This is a genomic window from Oscillibacter sp., assembly GCF_031978065.1.
Lineage (GTDB): Bacteria > Bacillota > Clostridia > Oscillospirales > Oscillospiraceae > Oscillibacter.
The window spans coordinates 1-17,184 of sequence record NZ_DALZCH010000009.1; the positions used below are offsets into that span (position 1 = coordinate 1).

The 17,184-nt window shown below is 50.8% G+C and carries 24 protein-coding genes and 1 pseudogene; 20 read left to right on the forward strand and 5 right to left on the reverse strand.

Annotated features, from left to right (window positions below; translation table 11 throughout):
- The 15 genes and pseudogenes from RTK01_RS02420 to RTK01_RS02490 form a co-directional block, all read left to right on the forward strand.
- Positions 1 to 536 (forward strand): hypothetical protein (locus RTK01_RS02420; RefSeq protein ID WP_312279448.1); only part of this gene is annotated, 536 nt, incomplete at its 5' end.
- Between the two features lie 13 nt (positions 537 to 549).
- The gene (locus RTK01_RS02425) at positions 550 to 1,098 is read left to right on the forward strand and encodes a YodL domain-containing protein (protein ID WP_312279449.1); all 549 of its coding nucleotides are present in this window, start codon (positions 550 to 552) and stop codon (positions 1,096 to 1,098) included.
- A 44-nt stretch (positions 1,099 to 1,142) separates the two neighbouring features.
- A complete protein-coding gene (locus RTK01_RS02430) occupies positions 1,143 to 1,484 on the forward strand; it encodes a SpoVG family protein (RefSeq protein ID WP_312279450.1) in 342 nt (113 codons plus the stop codon).
- A gap of 79 nt (positions 1,485 to 1,563) precedes the next feature.
- Positions 1,564 to 1,755, forward strand: a complete 192-nt coding sequence (locus RTK01_RS02435) for a DUF6133 family protein (protein WP_397352193.1) — start codon at positions 1,564 to 1,566, stop codon at positions 1,753 to 1,755.
- Positions 1,745 to 2,167 (forward strand): annotated as a pseudogene (locus RTK01_RS02440) (prepilin peptidase). The gene RTK01_RS02435 and the pseudogene RTK01_RS02440 overlap by 11 nt, the downstream one beginning before the upstream one ends.
- Positions 2,168 to 2,345: 178 nt before the next feature.
- On the forward strand, positions 2,346 to 3,164 hold the full coding sequence (locus RTK01_RS02445; protein ID WP_312279452.1) for an RcpC/CpaB family pilus assembly protein: 819 nt from the start codon (positions 2,346 to 2,348) through the stop codon (positions 3,162 to 3,164).
- Positions 3,165 to 3,980, forward strand: a complete 816-nt coding sequence (locus tag RTK01_RS02450) for a ParA family protein (RefSeq protein WP_312279453.1) — start codon at positions 3,165 to 3,167, stop codon at positions 3,978 to 3,980.
- A complete protein-coding gene (locus RTK01_RS02455; RefSeq protein ID WP_312279454.1) occupies positions 3,977 to 5,329 on the forward strand; it encodes a CpaF/VirB11 family protein in 1,353 nt (450 codons plus the stop codon). The genes RTK01_RS02450 and RTK01_RS02455 overlap by 4 nt, the downstream gene beginning before the upstream one ends.
- The gene (locus RTK01_RS02460) at positions 5,326 to 6,255 is read left to right on the forward strand and encodes a hypothetical protein (RefSeq protein ID WP_312279455.1); all 930 of its coding nucleotides are present in this window, start codon (positions 5,326 to 5,328) and stop codon (positions 6,253 to 6,255) included. Before RTK01_RS02455 ends, RTK01_RS02460 begins: the two co-directional genes overlap by 4 nt.
- A 5-nt stretch (positions 6,256 to 6,260) precedes the next feature.
- Positions 6,261 to 7,130 (forward strand): secretion protein F, encoded by an 870-nt coding sequence (locus tag RTK01_RS02465; RefSeq protein ID WP_397352178.1) that lies wholly within the window; start codon positions 6,261 to 6,263, stop codon positions 7,128 to 7,130.
- A gap of 12 nt (positions 7,131 to 7,142) precedes the next feature.
- On the forward strand, positions 7,143 to 7,538 hold the full coding sequence (locus tag RTK01_RS02470; protein WP_312279456.1) for a DUF4320 family protein: 396 nt from the start codon (positions 7,143 to 7,145) through the stop codon (positions 7,536 to 7,538).
- Positions 7,535 to 8,080: a hypothetical protein gene (locus RTK01_RS02475; RefSeq protein ID WP_312279457.1), complete on the forward strand. Its 546-nt coding sequence runs from the start codon at positions 7,535 to 7,537 to the stop codon at positions 8,078 to 8,080. Before RTK01_RS02470 ends, RTK01_RS02475 begins: the two co-directional genes overlap by 4 nt.
- Before the next feature lie 96 nt (positions 8,081 to 8,176).
- Complete coding sequence (locus tag RTK01_RS02480) at positions 8,177 to 8,692, forward strand: DUF6550 family protein (RefSeq protein WP_312279458.1); 516 nt, start codon at positions 8,177 to 8,179, stop codon at positions 8,690 to 8,692.
- A 62-nt stretch (positions 8,693 to 8,754) separates the two neighbouring features.
- Positions 8,755 to 10,488, forward strand: coding sequence for a hypothetical protein (locus tag RTK01_RS02485; protein ID WP_312279459.1), 1,734 nt, complete (start codon positions 8,755 to 8,757; stop codon positions 10,486 to 10,488).
- Between the two features lie 82 nt (positions 10,489 to 10,570).
- Entirely contained in the window at positions 10,571 to 10,909 is a 339-nt protein-coding gene (locus RTK01_RS02490) for a DUF3852 domain-containing protein (RefSeq protein ID WP_312279460.1), read from the forward strand.
- 7 nt (positions 10,910 to 10,916) lie between these two features.
- Here RTK01_RS02490 and RTK01_RS02495 read toward each other — a convergent pair whose 3' ends face one another.
- Entirely contained in the window at positions 10,917 to 11,087 is a 171-nt protein-coding gene (locus tag RTK01_RS02495; RefSeq protein WP_312279461.1) for a hypothetical protein, read from the reverse strand.
- A gap of 86 nt (positions 11,088 to 11,173) precedes the next feature.
- Entirely contained in the window at positions 11,174 to 11,458 is a 285-nt protein-coding gene (locus RTK01_RS02500) for a putative quinol monooxygenase (protein WP_312279462.1), read from the reverse strand.
- A 128-nt stretch (positions 11,459 to 11,586) separates the two neighbouring features.
- Here RTK01_RS02500 and RTK01_RS02505 point away from each other — a divergent pair, with 128 nt between their 5' ends.
- The 4 genes from RTK01_RS02505 to RTK01_RS02520 are packed head-to-tail and all read left to right on the forward strand — an operon-like array spanning position 11,587 to position 13,917.
- The gene (locus RTK01_RS02505; RefSeq protein WP_312279463.1) at positions 11,587 to 12,489 is read left to right on the forward strand and encodes a conjugal transfer protein TrbL family protein; all 903 of its coding nucleotides are present in this window, start codon (positions 11,587 to 11,589) and stop codon (positions 12,487 to 12,489) included.
- On the forward strand, positions 12,486 to 13,052 hold the full coding sequence (locus RTK01_RS02510) for a DUF4406 domain-containing protein (protein WP_312279464.1): 567 nt from the start codon (positions 12,486 to 12,488) through the stop codon (positions 13,050 to 13,052). The genes RTK01_RS02505 and RTK01_RS02510 overlap by 4 nt, the downstream gene beginning before the upstream one ends.
- Before the next feature lie 12 nt (positions 13,053 to 13,064).
- On the forward strand, positions 13,065 to 13,343 hold the full coding sequence (locus RTK01_RS02515; protein WP_312279465.1) for a hypothetical protein: 279 nt from the start codon (positions 13,065 to 13,067) through the stop codon (positions 13,341 to 13,343).
- On the forward strand, positions 13,327 to 13,917 hold the full coding sequence (locus tag RTK01_RS02520; RefSeq protein ID WP_312279466.1) for a hypothetical protein: 591 nt from the start codon (positions 13,327 to 13,329) through the stop codon (positions 13,915 to 13,917). The genes RTK01_RS02515 and RTK01_RS02520 overlap by 17 nt, the downstream gene beginning before the upstream one ends.
- A gap of 53 nt (positions 13,918 to 13,970) precedes the next feature.
- On the opposite strand, the gene RTK01_RS02525 is transcribed toward RTK01_RS02520, so the two are convergent.
- From RTK01_RS02525 to RTK01_RS02535, 3 genes are read right to left on the reverse strand one after another with little or no spacing between them, the layout of a single operon-like run.
- Positions 13,971 to 14,474, reverse strand: coding sequence for a hypothetical protein (locus RTK01_RS02525; protein ID WP_312279467.1), 504 nt, complete (start codon positions 14,472 to 14,474; stop codon positions 13,971 to 13,973).
- Positions 14,475 to 14,477: 3 nt separating this feature from the next.
- Positions 14,478 to 14,681 carry a hypothetical protein gene (locus RTK01_RS02530; protein WP_312279468.1) on the reverse strand — a complete coding sequence of 68 codons (204 nt, stop codon included), beginning with the start codon at positions 14,679 to 14,681 and terminating at the stop codon, positions 14,478 to 14,480.
- Between the two features lie 5 nt (positions 14,682 to 14,686).
- Complete coding sequence (locus RTK01_RS02535; RefSeq protein ID WP_312279469.1) at positions 14,687 to 15,178, reverse strand: GNAT family N-acetyltransferase; 492 nt, start codon at positions 15,176 to 15,178, stop codon at positions 14,687 to 14,689.
- A gap of 174 nt (positions 15,179 to 15,352) precedes the next feature.
- On the opposite strand from RTK01_RS02535, the gene RTK01_RS02540 reads away from it, so the two are divergent.
- Entirely contained in the window at positions 15,353 to 17,182 is a 1,830-nt protein-coding gene (locus RTK01_RS02540) for a helicase HerA domain-containing protein (RefSeq protein WP_312279470.1), read from the forward strand.
- The last annotated feature ends 2 nt before the right edge of the window (positions 17,183 to 17,184 follow it).

Here is a 17,184-nt window from a genome sequence, read left to right on the forward strand (position 1 = left end):
CTGAAAAAGACTGTTCGGCAACAGGCTCTCATTGCAACATTCAGGGAAAGGTTGTCGTGTTGGGCAACGACACGCCTGAAAGACAGCTATACTTCTGCCTCTGCGGAAACGGAGCTGGTGCCAACCCCAGCGGCTCGGCTGTCTTTTTGGTATCCCTGCGCACCGGGGAGGTTGCGCTCAAAAACCGCAGTGAGGTCATCGGCATCCTCAAGCCAGAGCTTCTGCCGGACAGCGCCAAGCTGCAGCTCTCCCAAATCAGGCCGGTGGGGGCACTGGATTTGAAGAATCATGAACCGAAATACAGCGGCTACAGCTTTCTGCCTGATGGCCGCTATGCCTCCGGAGTATGGCTCTGTACCGAGCAGGAGGCATTGGATTACGTAGAGATGCAGAAGCCCTACCAGCACCGCATCATGCTCTGCGACCGGGATGATTATTGTGTGCTGGAAATGGAAAATGGCAGGCTCCTCCATCCCACGGAGAAAGAAATGGAAGCCTTCCGCAATCCCGAGAACGGAGGCCTGACCATGACGTAAAGGAGGCATTCTAATGCGAAATATCCGGATGGAAAAAGATATTATTCTGTACTACGGCAACCCTGCCGGTTATGTCAGCGGCGGCAAGGCGGTGGTCGATCCTCTGTTTGAATCGGAGGAACTGAATGCCTTTCTCAGCCGCCAAAAGGACATTGGGGAGGTGAAGTGGACAGGCGGTGTATATGACCGCCTTATGAATGGGCAGCGGGATTCCCAAGAATTAATGCTGCTGAAAAACTGCCGTGTATGGCAGCTAAAGCCCGAATCGGATCTTCGGATGCGCTTCATCAGCCTTTCGGATTTCTCTAAGGAGTTCGGGGAACCTCAGATATCCGATTACCAGACCGTCTATGACGGTGAGGTGGAAACCACCAATCTGGAGGCGCTGTACACCAAATTTAATGTGGATCATCCTCCCGGCTATGCGGGGCATTCCCTGTCTATGTCGGATGTGCTGGAGCTGTATGATGAAAACGGCAGCAGCTTCTTCTACTGTGACCGCTTCGGCTTTCAGGAAATTGCATTCCAGCCACCGGAACAGACACAGACCATGCAGCTCTAAAGGGGCTGTTTTTTATTGCCAGAATGCGAAAGGAGAAAGAAATCATGCCCGATGTAGAAGTGAAAATCAATTCCATGTACCCGCCCGGAGCCAGCGGCGGCATTCGTGCCTATGCTTCGGCAACGGTAGACGGATGCCTCGGTATCCAGGGCATCAAGGTGGTGGAGGGAGGCCGTGATGGTCTCTTTGTTTCCATGCCCAGCCGTAAGACAGAAAACGGCTACAAGGAAATCTGCTTCCCGGTGACCAAGGAGTTCCGGGAACAGCTCCACAAAGCGGTGCTGGACAGCTACCAGCAAGCCGTAGCCATGAACCAAGCTCCTGTACAGGCGCAGGAAGCCCCGCCGGAGCAAACCCAGCCGCCCATGCAGATGGGCGGGATGTAAGAATACTATCAACCAACAAAAAAATCGGAGGTAAGACACCATGAATAGAATCGTGAACAAGGTAACTCATAAGGCAAATATGCTGGCGATCAAGGCGAAAATGGCACTCACCAATAACTACGCTGAGGGCTTCGTGGATACCGCCATTAAGATTTTAATGGCGGTGGTCATCGGCGCTTTGGTGCTGGCCGGATTGTATCTGCTCTTTGACAAAACCGTGCTGCCCACTCTTACTCAGCGAATTAAGGATATGTTCAATTATGCCGGATAAGCTGGCCGTCTTGCAGGCGGCCATTTTTGCCCTACTGCTGTGTGCGGCATCGGTAACGGACTTGACAAAACGCATTGTTCCAAACTGGCTCTGTCTTGGAATCGTAGGTGTTTCCGTAATCGGATTTACACCGGTCAAGCTGCTGGGAATACTGATTACCCTGCCGTTCCTGCTGGCCGCCGTGTTTTTCGGCGGCATGGGCGGCGGCGATATCAAGCTGATGGCGGCCTGCGGCCTTGTGTTGGGTCTGCCCAAAGGACTGCTTGCGGCAATGGCTGGTCTCAGCCTGCTGCTCATCTAGGTAGCTATATACCGGATTGTTTGCAGGGTACAAAGGCGAGAGGCGAAGAAAGTCTTCCCTCTTGCACCTTTTTTATCGGCGGGCTGTCTGTACGCCTATTTCATTTCGTGAAAGGATGGATGATATGAGAAATCAAAATAAGAGAACTTTTCTGAAGCTGTTGTGTGTGGTGCTGCCGCTTGCAACTGTGGCTGCGGCTGTTGGCATTCCACACGTTATCCGCAGGCACAAGATCAGAAAATATACTGCGCAGTAGTCATTTTTAATTAATCAAAGGAGGACTTAAGCTATGAGCTTTTTCAAGAATAGAACGGTCATCGGCGTGATCTGCATCGTGCTGTCGCTTCTGATTTGCTTTGCAATCACGCCGCTGTTTAACCAAAGCATCAGCCAGAAAACCGAAATCATGCGGGTGACCAAGCCCATAAAAATCGGGGAGGCCATCACCAAGGACATGGTGCAGACCGTGGAGGTGGGCGGTTACAATCTACCGGAGGACGTAGTCAGGCATATGGATACGGTTATTGGGAAGTTTGCCTCCGCCGACTTAGCGACGGGAGATTACATCATCGCCTCCAAAATTGCCGATGCCCCGGCTGCGGAGAATGCCTATCTCTACAGCCTGACCGGCGAAAAGCAGGCCATTTCCGTATCGGTCAAGAGCTTTGCAGCAGGACTGTCGGGCAAGCTGATCTCCGGGGATATCGTGTCTATTGTTGCCCCGGACTACAATAAACAGGGCGTGACAGTGATCCCGCCGGAGCTGCAGTATCTGGAGGTTATCGCTGTCACCGCAGGCAGCGGCTATGATGCAAACACCGGTGAACAGAAAGAAGCCGAAGATGCGGATGAAAAGGAGCTGCCTGCCACCGTTACGCTGTTGGTCACACCGGAGCAGAGCAAAATCCTTGCCCAGCTGGAAGCGGACGGTACCCTTCACGTGTCCCTTGTTTACCGTGGCAGCAAGGAAAATGCGGCGAAGTTTACCGAAGCGCAGGATGCGGCGCTTTCCGAGCTGTATCCAGAGGAACCGGAATCTCAGGAAAGCGAGGATGCCAGTCAGCCGGAAGCACCTGTGGAACCACCGGTGGAAAGCGGGGCTGAGTAAATGCTGAACTTCAAAAAAGGCGGCCTGTTCAGCCGTAAAAACGATCCTGAACCGCAGGACATGGAACCGGATAACACCGCACAGGTGATGGCGGTTTGGGGCAGCCCCGGCTGCGGTAAGACCACTGTGGCGGTGAAGCTGGCCAAATATCTGGCAGACAGAAAAAAGAATGTGGTGCTGCTACTCTGCGACTGCACCACGCCCATGCTTCCCTGCATCTGTCCGTCCGGTGAGCTGGAGGGGGATCATTCCCTCCGCAGTATTCTGGCTACCAATTCCATCACGGAGTCCTTGGTGAAAAATAACTGCAACACCCATAAGCGGATGAGCCATCTGGCGGTCATCGGTCTGCAAAAAGGAGAAAACGAAAACTGCTATCCCCCGGTGAACGAAAAGCTGCTGAGGGAACTGGTGGGCGTTCTGCGTGATATGGAGAGCCATATCATCATCGACTGCGGCAGCGCCATTTATTTTGACGAGCTGTCCACCATCGCCATTCTGGAGGCTGATGCGGTGCTGCGGCTCATAAACTGCGATCTGAAATCGGTGAGCTACCTGTCCAGCCAGCAGGAATATCTGCGGATGGCAGGCTTTGACTTCGACAAGCTGTACAAGGTGGTCAGCAATGTGAAGCCCAACGAGGCCAGCCAGAACATGGAGCAGGTGCTGGGCAGCGCTGTGTTTACGCTGCCACATTCCCCGGAGCTGGAGGTACAGGTGCTGGCCGGGAATCTGTTCGCCGATTTATCCCTGAAAGACAGTAAAGGCTTTCGCAGGGAAATTGAAAAAATCGCAAGGGAGGTGTTTGAGGTATGAGCAGACATAATCTATTTTTTACTCCGGAGCAGGAAACCGGGGATTTTCACAGTGTGCTGCAGCAGGTACAGGAATATATCGCCGGTCAGCACAGCGAGCTACTGTCGGACGGCAACGCCGCTGAAGCCAAGGCCAACATTAAGCGGTACATCGCCAAGTTTGTGCAAGACAGCCGTGTGGCAGTCAAAGGCATAACACCCCAGCAGCTGGTGGATGCCCTGTATACGGAAATGGCCGAGTATTCCTTTCTCACCAAGTACATCTTTGCGGACGGAATCGAAGAAATCGACATCAACAGCTGGCGGGATATCGAAGTCCAGTATGCCGGTGGGCACTGCGAAAAGCTGCGGGAACACTTTGACAGCCCCGAACATTGCATCAACGTGCTGCGCCGTATGCTTCATGTGTCCGGCACGATTCTGGATGATCAGTCTCCGCTGGTGGTGGGTACCCTTGCGGAAAACATCCGCATTGCCGTGATGAAAAGCCCCATTGTGGATGCCAATGTCGGCGCTGCGGCCTCCATTCGTATCGTCAATCCCAACCACATGGAAAAGCAGGACTTCATAGACGGCGGCACGGCAACCGGAGAAATGCTGGATATGCTCTCGGAGTTTATTCGCTACGGCATTTCGGTATGTATCGCCGGAGCCACCAGCAGCGGCAAGACCACTGTTGCAGGGTGGCTCTTAACCACTATCCCTGATAACAAGCGTGTCTTTACCATTGAAAACGGCAGCCGGGAGCTTTCCCTCATTCGAGAACAGAACGGCAGGGTCAGCAACTCTGTTGTGCATACCCTCACCCGAAACAGCGAGAACGAGCTGTATCGGATTGAGCAGATCGACCTTGTGGACATCTCCCTGCGCTTCAACCCGGATATCATCGTGGTCGGGGAAATGCGTGGTGAGGAAGCCAACGCCGCTCAAGAGGTAGCCCGAACCGGTGTGGCGGTGGTCACCACTATTCACTCCAACTCCTGCGAATCCACCTACCGCCGCATGGTTTCCCTGTGCAAGCGAGCCGTGGATATGTCAGACGAAACCCTCATGGGCTATGTGACTGAGGCCTATCCCATTGTCGTGTTCTGTAAGCAGTTAGAAAACAAGCAGCGCAGACTCATGGAGATCATGGAGTGTGAAATCCTGCCGGACAACAGCCGGAATTATCGCACCCTGTTCCGGTATGAGATTACCGAAAACCGCTATGAGGACAACCAGTTTTTTATTACCGGACATCATGTAACGGTCAACCCCATCTCCGACAGCCTGTGCAAACGGCTGCTGGAAAACGGGATGCCGCAGGAGCGTATTAATTTTCTGAAGAAAGGAGGGCAAATATCCGTATGACAACCATTCAACTTTTGGCCTGCGTCGGCATGATTACAGGCTTTTTTCTTTTACTCGGCCTAAAACCGATGGAATTCACCGATGGGCTGTTTTCCTTTCTCACCAGAGAAAAAAAGTCCATCAGGGATGAAGTCAAAGTGGCACAGCGCCGCCAAAAGCCGGGATTTTTGAAGCGGCAAATCCAGATGGCGCAGGAGGTGCTGGCGATGACCGACAGGAGCAATCGTTTTTCTCTGGTTTGCGCCTGCTCGCTGCTGCTGTTTGCTATCGGTGCTGCCATCGCTATCGTAATGGGAAATTTCTTCTTAGCTCCGGTGATGGCGGTGGGCTTTATGATGCTGCCCTTTTGGTATGTGCAGCTCACCGCCAGCCATTTCAAAAAGGACATCGCCGCCGAGCTGGAAACGGCGCTCTCCATTGTGACCACAGCCTACCTGAGAAGTGAGAACATCCTCACGGCTGTGGAGGAAAATCTCAACTATTTAAACCCGCCGGTGCATCAGGTGTTCAAGGATTTTGTCCTGCGGGTGAAGCTCATTGATCCGGATGCGCTGGAAGCGCTTAAAATCTTGCGCACCAAAATCGACAACGAGGTGTTCCGGGAATGGTGCGATGCCCTGTGCGACTGCCAGCACGACCGCAGCCTGAAAGTTACCTTGACTCCTATCGTCAGCAAGCTCAGTGATATGCGAATTGTCAACGGCGAGCTTGAATATCTCGTCTTTGAACCCCGCAAGGAATTTATTATCATGGTTATTTTCGTAATCGGCAACATTCCGCTGATGTATCTGTTAAACAAGAGCTGGTACGATACGCTGATGCATACGCCGCTGGGGCAGGTCATTCTGGCCATCAGTGCTGCCCTGATTTTTATATCTACGGCCTGCGTGATACGGCTCACCAAGCCTATTGAATACAGGAGGTGATGGTGATGGGATTACTGTTTTTATTTGGAGTCACTTTAGCGGCGGGGCTGTTCTTTCTTCTTTTGGATTTGCTGTGCCTGCCATACCTCAGCACCGCCAAGGCCATGCTGAACACCACAAGGACAGAGAAAAAAGCGACAAGGAGCTTGGAAGCCTACCTCATGACGTGGGCGGTAAAGCTCGCCAAGTTTATCCGCATGGATGAATACCGCTGGCATCGGCTGAAAAATGTACTGAAAGCCACCGGCATGAACATGGAGCCGGAGGTCTATCAGGCCTATGCGCTAGTGAAATCCGGCGTGATTCTGCTGCTGGCTGTTCCGGCAGGCTTACTCTTTCCCTTGCTGGTGCCGGTTGTGGTGTTCCTTGCGGTCATGGTGTATTTCAAGGAAACCAAAAAGGCAGACGAAAAGCTGTCTGCAAAGCGAGCCTCGGTGGAAAAGGAGCTGCCCCGCTTTGTTGCCAACATCGAACAGGAACTGAAAGCCTCCCGTGATGTGTTGGCCATCATAGAAAACTACAAGAAAAACGCCGGGGAAGCCTTTGCCGGGGAGCTGACCATGCTGGCAGCGGATATGCGCTCCTCCAGCTACGAGGCTGCCCTTACCCGGTTTGAGGCAAGGCTCAATTCGCCCATGCTATCGGATGTGGTGAGAGGTCTTATCGGTGTGCTGCGTGGCGATGACAGTACGGTGTATTTTCAGATGCTGGCGCACGATTTCAAGCAGCTGGAGCTGCAACGCCTGAAAGGTGAAGCGCAGAAAATACCGCCAAAAATCCGTGTAGTTTCCTTTCTCATGCTGATGTGCTTCCTCTTTACCTATCTGGCCATCATTGCCTATGAGATCATAAAATCCCTTGGCGGGATGTTTTAGGGAGGGGTGAGTATGAAGAAAATCTTAAAATCCAAATGTGGCGAGGGCTACATTGATGTGTGCGTCCTCGTCCTATGTGCTATGCCGGTGATTGCGCTGGCCGTGCAGGTGCTGCCGGTGTTTATAGCAAAGAATCAACTGGACACCTATGCCACCGAGCTGTGCCGAGAGGCGGAAATCTCCGGCAGGGTGGGCAGCGAAACCAGCCGCCGTGCTGCAGTTCTTACCGAGCAGACCGGGCTGAGTCCCCGGATTTCATGGTCAAAGACCGGTACTATCCAGCTGAATCAGGAAATCACCGTGACCTTGACACTGGATAGGAACATCGGGCTGTTCGGCGGGTTTGGCTCGTTCCCAATCACCCTGCGCTCGGAGGCATCCGGGAAAAGCGAGGTGTACCACAAATGACCAAACTAAGACACATTCTCAGGGATAAGGCCGGGAACGGCTTCCCTTTGGTGGTAGCCATTACGCTGGCGCTTGTAATTATCCTGTGCGGCGTGATGGAGTTTTTTCGGCTGAATATCATTGCCTCCGGTGTAAAAGAAGCCTTGGAGGATGCCATTATTGTAACAGTCAACGACAACTACGCCGATGTGTATCACGGTGTGCGGGAGGGCTATAGCGGCGGCTACCAGCCGGACGGATCCTCCTTTTCCTACAGCGTGAACACCGGCGATATTTATGGTTACATGGATGGTGTCCTCGGTACAAAAAACGTTGGAGGCAGTCATGTGAAATATGCTGGGGATGCTTTGGAATACAAACTCTCCGGATTGGACGTCACCATTCGCAATGCGCCGCTGGCTCCGTCCTCCCTTCAAAACGCACAGCGTTTTGAAGCGGATGCGGTGATTCTTTTGGAGGTACCGGTCTATTTCGGCGGCAAGGAGCTGACTCCCATGAAGATCAAACTCAAGGTGCAGGCGGGATACACCGAGGTCTTTTAACTGTTCGGGAAATTGTCTGGACTTCCGAAAAAATATGTAGTATGGTGAAAAATACAAAGAGGTAACATTTTACACTTCTCGAAGGAGGTTGCTTATATGAGTGATAAAACAAAAAGGAGGCTCGCCATTGCGGGCGCTGCGGTGATTTGCATAGCGTTGGTGATTGCCATCGGAATGCGGTTTGCTAAGGAACCGGTAAGACCGGATGCTTCTTCACAGGAGCCGGTTAGCTCTTCGGATGTGGCTCCTAATATACAGAATAACACAGAGAAAAAAGAGGTGGTGGTTTCCCCACAGTCCACACCGGAGTCGGAAAGCACGGAAACGCTGCCGCCCCAAACCGATTTGCCGGAGCAGAAGCTCCAGCCCGATCCGGTAAAGCCGGAAGTTCCCGCAAAGCCTGAGCTGCCAAAGGATGCGGATAACAAAAACCCAGCAAAGCCGCCAGAATACAAGCCGGAGGATACGGAGAAGAAACCGGCTGCGGAAAGCAAGCCGCAGGGCGGCGGTGGCCTGCCGGGATTTGATAACGTGCCGGACGGCGGTGCCAATCAGGTGATAAACGCTGACGATATGTATGAAAACGGCAACAAGATTGGCGAAATGGATTAAAAAAATTTTGCAACAAAAGTACAGTTTATGCTGTGCTTTTTTTGTTGCGGAAAGGAGAAAAAATGAAACGATTGCTTTCTGCTTTTTTATCGCTGATATTGCTCTTTTGTCTGATTTCGCCTGCTTCCGTTTATGCCGTTGGTGATGGAAATGTGGATGGAGGCGGCGGTGGCATGGGAGATGGCACCAGCATCAACTCGTGGTCTCCGGGTAATGAGGGTGTGCGGGTGACTGTAGTGAGATCTGATGATCACGCTATTGTCACAACTCCGATTGACTTAACAAACAAACCGCCGAACTCATCAATTTACAATTTCGGAAAGGTCAGTAAGCTGCAATATAACGGTGGCAGGTCACCGTCACCAGTCAAAGGCGGTTATGTTGCAATTAAACCAACACAGTCTATCCCTCGCATTATCAGCACCAATGGCAGTAACAATATTGCCGCCATCAAAAGTTATTTTACGGATGAACAGGTGATTCGAAGCATTGCCGGTCTCACTGGAATGGACTTTGATGTGTTAATCGGTGGCGAGTACAAGTTACTTCTGGAACCCATCGCCTATTACAAATTCGAGGGTGTGATGATTGCCACCACAGCCACAGAAGCCGCCATGTATGACGAACAGGTCGGCGGTCTCCTGAGAAAGAAAATGGTATCCCTTTCTCATAAGAATCTGCCGCTGGCCATGTTCTTGGAGGTGGCGGATCTCGGCTATCCGGCATGGTCGGGAAGTCGAAGCAAGGCAGCCTCCAATGCGGATATTAAAGCAGCTCTCGGTCTTGGCATTGTGCGTTTTAAGGATAAGCCTGCCGAGCCGCCCAATGTTTCGGTATATGACTACGAATACCGGGTCAATACTGAGGTTATCACAGCGATTACAGTCAGCGGCGGTCAGAGCGATCCGGATCATCCGGTATCCGCCACCTTTTATGTGAATGGCAGAAGCCATCGGGTCAGCAACAGCTACTATCCCGATGGCGACAGCCAGCTGGCATGGATACGCTGGACAACGCCAAATACCCCGCAGCATATGACCATTGCGGTTTCTGTGTCCAGAGGCGGCAGCTCCAGCAAGGCGACAATTAACGTAAATGTCGTTGACCTTGATAAGAATCCTCCGCCCAATCCTGTGGCAGATGACCGCAATGACAGCTTTAGAAAATCGGCTGTTCCCAACAAGGCGCAGCAGACCTCCACCAGTTGGACAATGTGGCGACCTTGGTGGCAGGAGCATTGGGTATGGCACAGCGACTGGCATTGGTACAGCGATGGTGACGGCGGCGGTCATTGGGAGGATGACGGTGAATGGGTCGATGAGGGCTGGTGGGAGTTTGACATTGACCGGTATCAGGCCAGCCTGTCGGCGAGCATGGCAATTAAGCCCGATGATAAAAGCCCCACATCCAGCAGCAAGGCCATGAAATCCGGCTACGGGATCAATGAAACGGTTTCTGCCAGAGTCAGCACCAACCAGTCCTCGGCGGTAACCGGAGCGCAGACTGCGGTGACCTACTTCCCGGAATTCGGGTATCAGACCTACTGGAGGCTATTAGAGCGCATGAGTTCCGGCTACAGCGCCCGGTTTGAGTTTCAGAAGAATTCCTACAGTACCTACAGCCGCAGGACTCATTTTTCACCCATCTGGTTCCCGGACGGAAGCTATACCTCATACACATGGCTGATAGACAGCTGGACACCCGCCGGGATGCTCTCCATGAATCTCACGGACAGCGTTACCATCCGGGATAGTTTATGGACGGACTGGCATATTGCGCCGCAGAAACCCCATTAAAAACAGAGAAAAAACAAGACCGCAGCCAATCAAAAGCTGCGGTCTTGCTGTTTTCAACCCTATGATGAAAGGTGGAAAATCAATGAAATCGAAACGAATTGCAATGCTCCTGTGCATGGTTCTGCTGCTGTGCCTGATGTTCAGTACAACGGCCTATGCAGCGGGAACCGGTGATGTGGCAGGGGCGATTGAGGGAACGTGGACAACGGCCTCCCAGCAGATCAAAACCGTGGTCAACAAGGTGGTGTTCCCCGCCATAGACCTGATTCTGGCCGTGTTCTTCTTTGCCAAATTAGGCACGGCTTATTTTGATTATCGGAAACATGGTCAGTTCGAGTGGGCGGCTCCGGCAATCCTGTTTGCCTGCTTGGTGTTCACATTAACAGCCCCGTTATACATCTGGCAAGTGCTGGGGATGTAGCGGAGATTTACTCCTCCGGCTTATCCGTCAGGCGCAGTGGCGTATCGTCTGCATCTATATATGTTTCCTCGCACTCCTGCTGGGCAGTGCGCATTAAACCAGCAGCCTGAGAAACGAGCTTCTCGGCATTGGTTACTGCGTTAAATATTTTATAGTAGAGCTTTTTGTAATCTGCCACACAAATACCTCCTTTGAAATTATTCCGGCGGCCTCCGTTGTGTGGTATTAAAGCTCTGAACAAGCGGGTTGTCAAGTCATAAGTGCCTAAAATAATTTTTTATAGATATGAACAGGGAGCTCCTGCTCATATTCCGCAAGTTTTCCGACCAAATCAATAAAATGAGGTGTCTCTGTGTGGTGATGCAGCGCTTCTTCATCTTCCCATTCTTCAATCAAGGTTAGGCTATTGGGATCATCAAGCGCCTGAAATAGCTCATAAGAAATGCATCCATGTTCTTTTACGGTTTCCGCTACCAGCAGCTTGTAGAGTTGTAGAGCATCCGATAGATGGTTCTCTTTTATAATGCTTGGTGCTATTACTTTTATCATTCATGGTTCTCCTTAGCAATCATATTTTTTCAATTTTAGCATCGCAGGAGGTTGTCTGCAACAATTACAATCCCCTATTTTTAGGAGAGCATAAATTATTAATTTGTGAAAGGAGTTGATCACTTCAAATGTTCATATGGGATTTTGTAGCCGACACTGTCCTCGGTCAGATTGTAGATTGGATCTACGGTCAGATCGTGGGCTTTCTCGGCAACTTTTTTATGCAGATGGGAAACATGGGAGCCGACCTGTTCGAAATGAGCTGGGTGCAGTCCATCGTGCTGTTTTTTTCCTATCTGGCATGGGCGCTGTACGGTGTCGGCCTTGTGGTGGCCGCCTTTGAATGCGGAATTGAGTCTCAGTCCGGCAGAGGCAGCATCAAGGATACCGCCCTCAACGCCATCAAAGGCTTTATGGCCGTGGGGCTGTTCACCACGGTGCCGGTGGAGCTGTATAAGCTGTCGGTATCTTTGCAGGGCAGCTTCACTGCCGGGATTACCGGCCTTGGAACCGACTTCGGAACGGTAGCCCAAGGCATTATCGCCTCCCTACAGGATGCTGGAAATCTGGAGCAGGCCATGACCAGCAATGTGTTCGGCGGCTTGTCTGCTATTACAAGCCCGATCATGATGATCTTTATATTGATCCTCATGGGCTATGCGGTCATCAAGGTGTTCTTCGCCAACCTGAAGCGTGGCGGCATCCTTCTCATCCAGATTGCTGTGGGAAGCCTGTATATGTTTAGTGTTCCCCGTGGCTATATTGACGGCTTTGTTTCATGGAGCAAGCAGGTCATCGGCCTATGCCTGACGGCGTTTTTGCAGGCAACCGTGCTGATTGCCGGACTCATGGTGGTCAAAGACCATGCCCTGCTGGGTCTTGGCCTGATGCTGGCAGCCGGTGAAATCCCCCGCATTGCCGGACAGTTCGGGCTGGATACCAGCACCAAAGCCAGCCTCATGAGTACGGTGTATGCGGCGCAGACAGCGGTGAACATGACTAAAACAGTAGTACAGGCGGTGGCGAAATGAACGAGAATAAGCTGGTCTATATCGCTTCACCTTACGCCGGTGAAGTGCAGAAGAATGTGGAGTTTGCAAAGGCGTCCTGCCAGTATGCAATGGAGCAGAATTGTACGCCGGTGGCTGTTCATCTTCTGTACCCGCAGTTTCTGGATGATAGCGATTCTGTCCAGAGAGAAGCCGGTCTTCGCATGGGGCATCGTGTGTTGGAGGCCTGTGATGAGCTGTGGATCTGTGGGAGCCGGATTTCCACCGGGATGGCGATGGAGCTTAATGAAGCAAAAAAGCTGGGTATCCCTGTCAGGGAGATATCCGCAGAACAAATCCAAGGAGGTTTTGCTATGGAAAAGAAATATGGCGTATGGGCGATGCGCAGCGCCGGTTCGGTGTGCGGAGCCGCCCAAAGCTGGTGCAAGCATGACGGCAAGCCGATGGAATTTGAGTCGATGGAACAGGCCGAAAGCTATGCCAAGCAGCTGAATGAGTCCTGTTATTCCCCAAATGTGCATTATGCTGCTAAAGAAATGGAACCGGAGTTGACCCAAGGCTCCAGTTTTTCCATGAGGATGTAAAGGAGGTGCTTCATGTATATCTACCCCGATCACTTAAGAGCAAAGGCAACCCTATGGCTGTGGCAGCTGCGGGATATCGGCATCATCGGTGTGGCGCTGCTTCTCTCTGTGCTTGCGGTTTCCCAGCTGGGCTTTGTGCCGCCCATTGTTCTGACCGCCGTCTACGCCTTTTTAACCATCCGCTTTGAGGGCACAAGCATTCTGGATTTTCTCCGGTATGCCTGTGCCTTTTTTATCACCAAGCAGCAATTCTATGAATGGAGGTACACGCCCAATGCGCAGGAACGATAAGGCAGAAGCCAAAAAAAGAGCCTCCACCCGGCAGCTCATTGGTACCAAGGAAATCACCGAGTACAGCCTACAGACCTATGGTCACGGAGAACTGGTATATTTCATCATTAAGCCCAGCAACATATCGGTGCTGTCTGAGGCCAGCATCAGCACCCGCATCTATGCTCTGATGACTGTTCTCAAGGGAATCGCCGAGATCGAGATTTTGTGCTTAAACAGCCGGGAAAACTTCGAGGACAACAAGCAGTTTCTCCACAGCCGCATGGAGCAGGAGCAAAACCCTGTGGTGCGAAAGCTCCTCGAAAAAGACCTGTCCTTCCTTGACCGGATACAGGTGCAGATGGCTACAGCAAGGGAATTTTTAATCCTGATCCGCCTGCGGAATGAAAAGGAAAAAGAGGTGTTCCTGTACCTGTCCCGCATTGAGAAGTCTATGAAAGAGCAGGGCTTCTCGGTGAAACGAGCGGACAAGGAGGACATCAAGCGCATCCTTGCGGTTTATTTCGAGCAGAATGTCACGACCGAGAAATTCGAGGATTTCGATGGGGAGCGATGGGTTATCTTGAATGAGTGAGAAAAAGCGGAAAACCAAAAGGTTCTACCTTGGCTTTCCGCTTACCTATCGTTTTAATTCATTTGAGATAAACGTAATTCGTAAAACTGACGTACCCAAGCGGGATAATCCTTATATGCTTCGTCCTCAAGGATTTTTGAGAGTGTCCTTTTGCCGACACGTCTATCCATAATCGCCAATACTTTTATGATATAGTTTTCGGATGTAAGAGCTTCTTGAATCGGCATATTGCGAAATTTAAGAACCGCCTCTAAAAAATCCATTTCACAATAAGTGCAGTTGGCATCCCATGTAGGCTTCATTTTTTCAACAAGCTCTTCATAGGGAGAACCGGGCATTTCATCGTATAAAGGTGTAATGTCCCTCTCCTGATAATACATTTCTATCCATGAAAAGCAGACCAGCTCTTTTCCATCAAGTAGAATGGCCGCTCTGCCATAGGAGTTATGCACCTCGTGATACCGTGTGAGAAAGTAGGTGACCCTGTTTTTTAATGTGTCACACAGGGCTTCATTTAATTGTTTTTTGAGTCCTGCCCATGATTTGTAATGATCCATAAATTATTTTTCCTCAGATTCGTCTAAAACGTGTTTTCCTTTAGTTCCATCGGAATTGATGTAGAAGCCGTCAACGATTTCATTCATCCCGCCTCCAAATGACCAGTTGTTAGCCTCTATAAAGGCAATGAATTTATCATAAAATTCATCAAATGAGAGGCTTTCGGGAATTTCTACACAACCCTGTATTTCAATTTCTTTACGCATAGTCATCACCGCCTTAACTGTTTCACTTGCTCGTTCACACAGTTCTTTTCCATTGTGAAATTAGTAAGTTTTAGATCATTACGAACAACTATATTGTCATGGACGACACGATAGCCTCGCTTTTCAAAAAAAGGCTTAGCCGTAATAGAGGCATGGGTGGTAAAAAGAGAAACACCATCAAGAATGGCCTGCTGCTCCAAACTATCTGTAATAGCGGTTGCAATACCTTTGTTTTGATAATCCCTATGGACATAAAGTCTATCAAGATAACCTTTATCGTCCATATCACCGAAGCCGACAACAATACCATTTATTTCCGCAACAACTGTGTTGTGATCCAAAAAAGATTTATTCCAAGCAGATATGTCTACATTTCCTGTTGCCCAAGCATCAAGCTGAGGTTTTGTATAATCTTTCGCATTTATGGAGTGTATGGTATTGAAAAAAAGCTCTGCCAACACAACACAATCCTCCGGTTTGTATTTTCTTAATTTCATAAGGCCTCCTATGAAGCATAATAAATAACTTGTATTTTTGAATACCGTTCTTCTAATTGTGAAGATAATTATACCTCACTTCTCTATCAAAGTGAATCATTTTACTTCAAGCCGTCACGAAATGTGGCGGCTTTTGCTATACCCCAAATCCAAACCAGAAAGGAAGAAACGCCGATGGCAAGAAAAAGAAAGCCCCCATCCCCACCGCAGGAGGATGCCAGAATACAAGAGTTTCTGGATATGATTGCTCCCTCGGTGATTAAATTCAACACCGATCACTTCATCTGTGGGAACACTTACCGCTGCGTTTGGGCGCTGCGTGAGTATCCCACCGCCACCGAGGAACAGGCAATCCTCCGCCACTTGGGAGAAAAGGACGGTGTAACCCTGCGCATCTATACCCGCCATGTCACGCCGGTGGAGGAAAAGAAAATCATCATCAACGCCGCCAATAAGAACCGGCTGAACAAATCCAATACCAATGATCTGCAGCAGACCGTTATGGCCGAAAGCAATCTGCAGGATGTGGCCATTATCGTGGCGCAGGCGCACCGGAACAGGGAACCCTTCATCCACTCGGCTGTGTACATCGAGCTGTCCGCACACGATCTGGATCAGCTCAAGTTGCTGCAGACCGAGGTCATGACCGAGCTGATCCGCTCTAAGCTCAACGTAGACCGGCTGATGCTCCGCCAGCAGCAAGGCTTCCAGTGCGTGATGCCCAGCGGCTTTAATGTGTTCCGTGACCAGTTCGAGCGTGTTCTTCCGGCCTCAAGTGTGGCGAACCTCTACCCCTTCAACTATTCCGGTAAAACGGATGCCAGCGGCTTCTATGTGGGGCGAGATAAGTTCGGCAGCAATGTGCTGGTAGATTTTAATAAGCGAGCCGATGACAAGACCAACGCAAACATCCTGATTCTCGGCAACAGCGGTCAGGGAAAGTCGTATCTGCTCAAGCTCATTCTGTGCAATCTGCGGGAATCCGGCATGAATGTGCGCGCACTCGATCCTGAAATGGAGTACGAGGATCTGACCAAAAATCTCGGCGGCTGCTTTATTGACCTCATGTCTGGTGAATTCATCATCAATGTGCTGGAACCGAAAACATGGGATGAAAACGGCAGCCCGGAGGATAAGGATGCGCCGCAGACCTTCCGCATCAGCAGCAAGCTCAGTCAACATATTTCCTTTCTCAAGGACTTTTTCCGGACATACAAGGACTTTAACCACCGGGAAATCGACACCATCGAAATCATGCTGCAAAAGCTATACGCTAAGTTTGGCATCAGCGACAGTACCAAATTCGACCGGCTGACTGCCAAGGACTATCCCATCCTGTCGGATCTGTATGGGCTGATTGAGGAAGAATACAAGACCTTTGACGAGAACAGCCGCCAGCTTTACACCGCAGAGCTTTTGCAGAATATCCTGCTGGGGCTGCACTCCATCTGCAAGGGTGCGGAGTCGAAATTCTTTGACGGACATACCAATATCACCGATTCCAGCTTTGTGACCTTTGGAGTGAAAGGTTTGCTGCAGGCAAGCAAGAGCTTGAAAAACGCCCTGCTGTTCAACATTTTATCCTACATGAGCAACGAGCTTTTGACCAACGGCAACACCGCCGCCAGCATTGACGAGTTCTATCTGTTCCTGACCAACCTCGCCGCCGTGGAATACGTCCGTAACTTCTCCAAGCGTGTGCGCAAAAAGGACTCAGCCGTGATCATCGCCTCACAGAATCTGGAGGACTTCAATATCGAGGGTATCCGGGAATACACCAAGCCCCTGTTCAGCATCCCGACTCATCAGTTCCTGTTCAATGCCGGAAATATTGATGCAAAGTTTTATATCGACACCCTCCAGTTAGAACAGAGCGAATACAACCTGATCCGCTACCCCCAACGTGGCGTGTGCCTCTACAAATGCGGCAATGAGCGGTATAACCTGATGGTAAACGCTCCGGAGCATAAGGCGAAGCTGTTCGGAAAGGCGGGTGGCCGTTAATG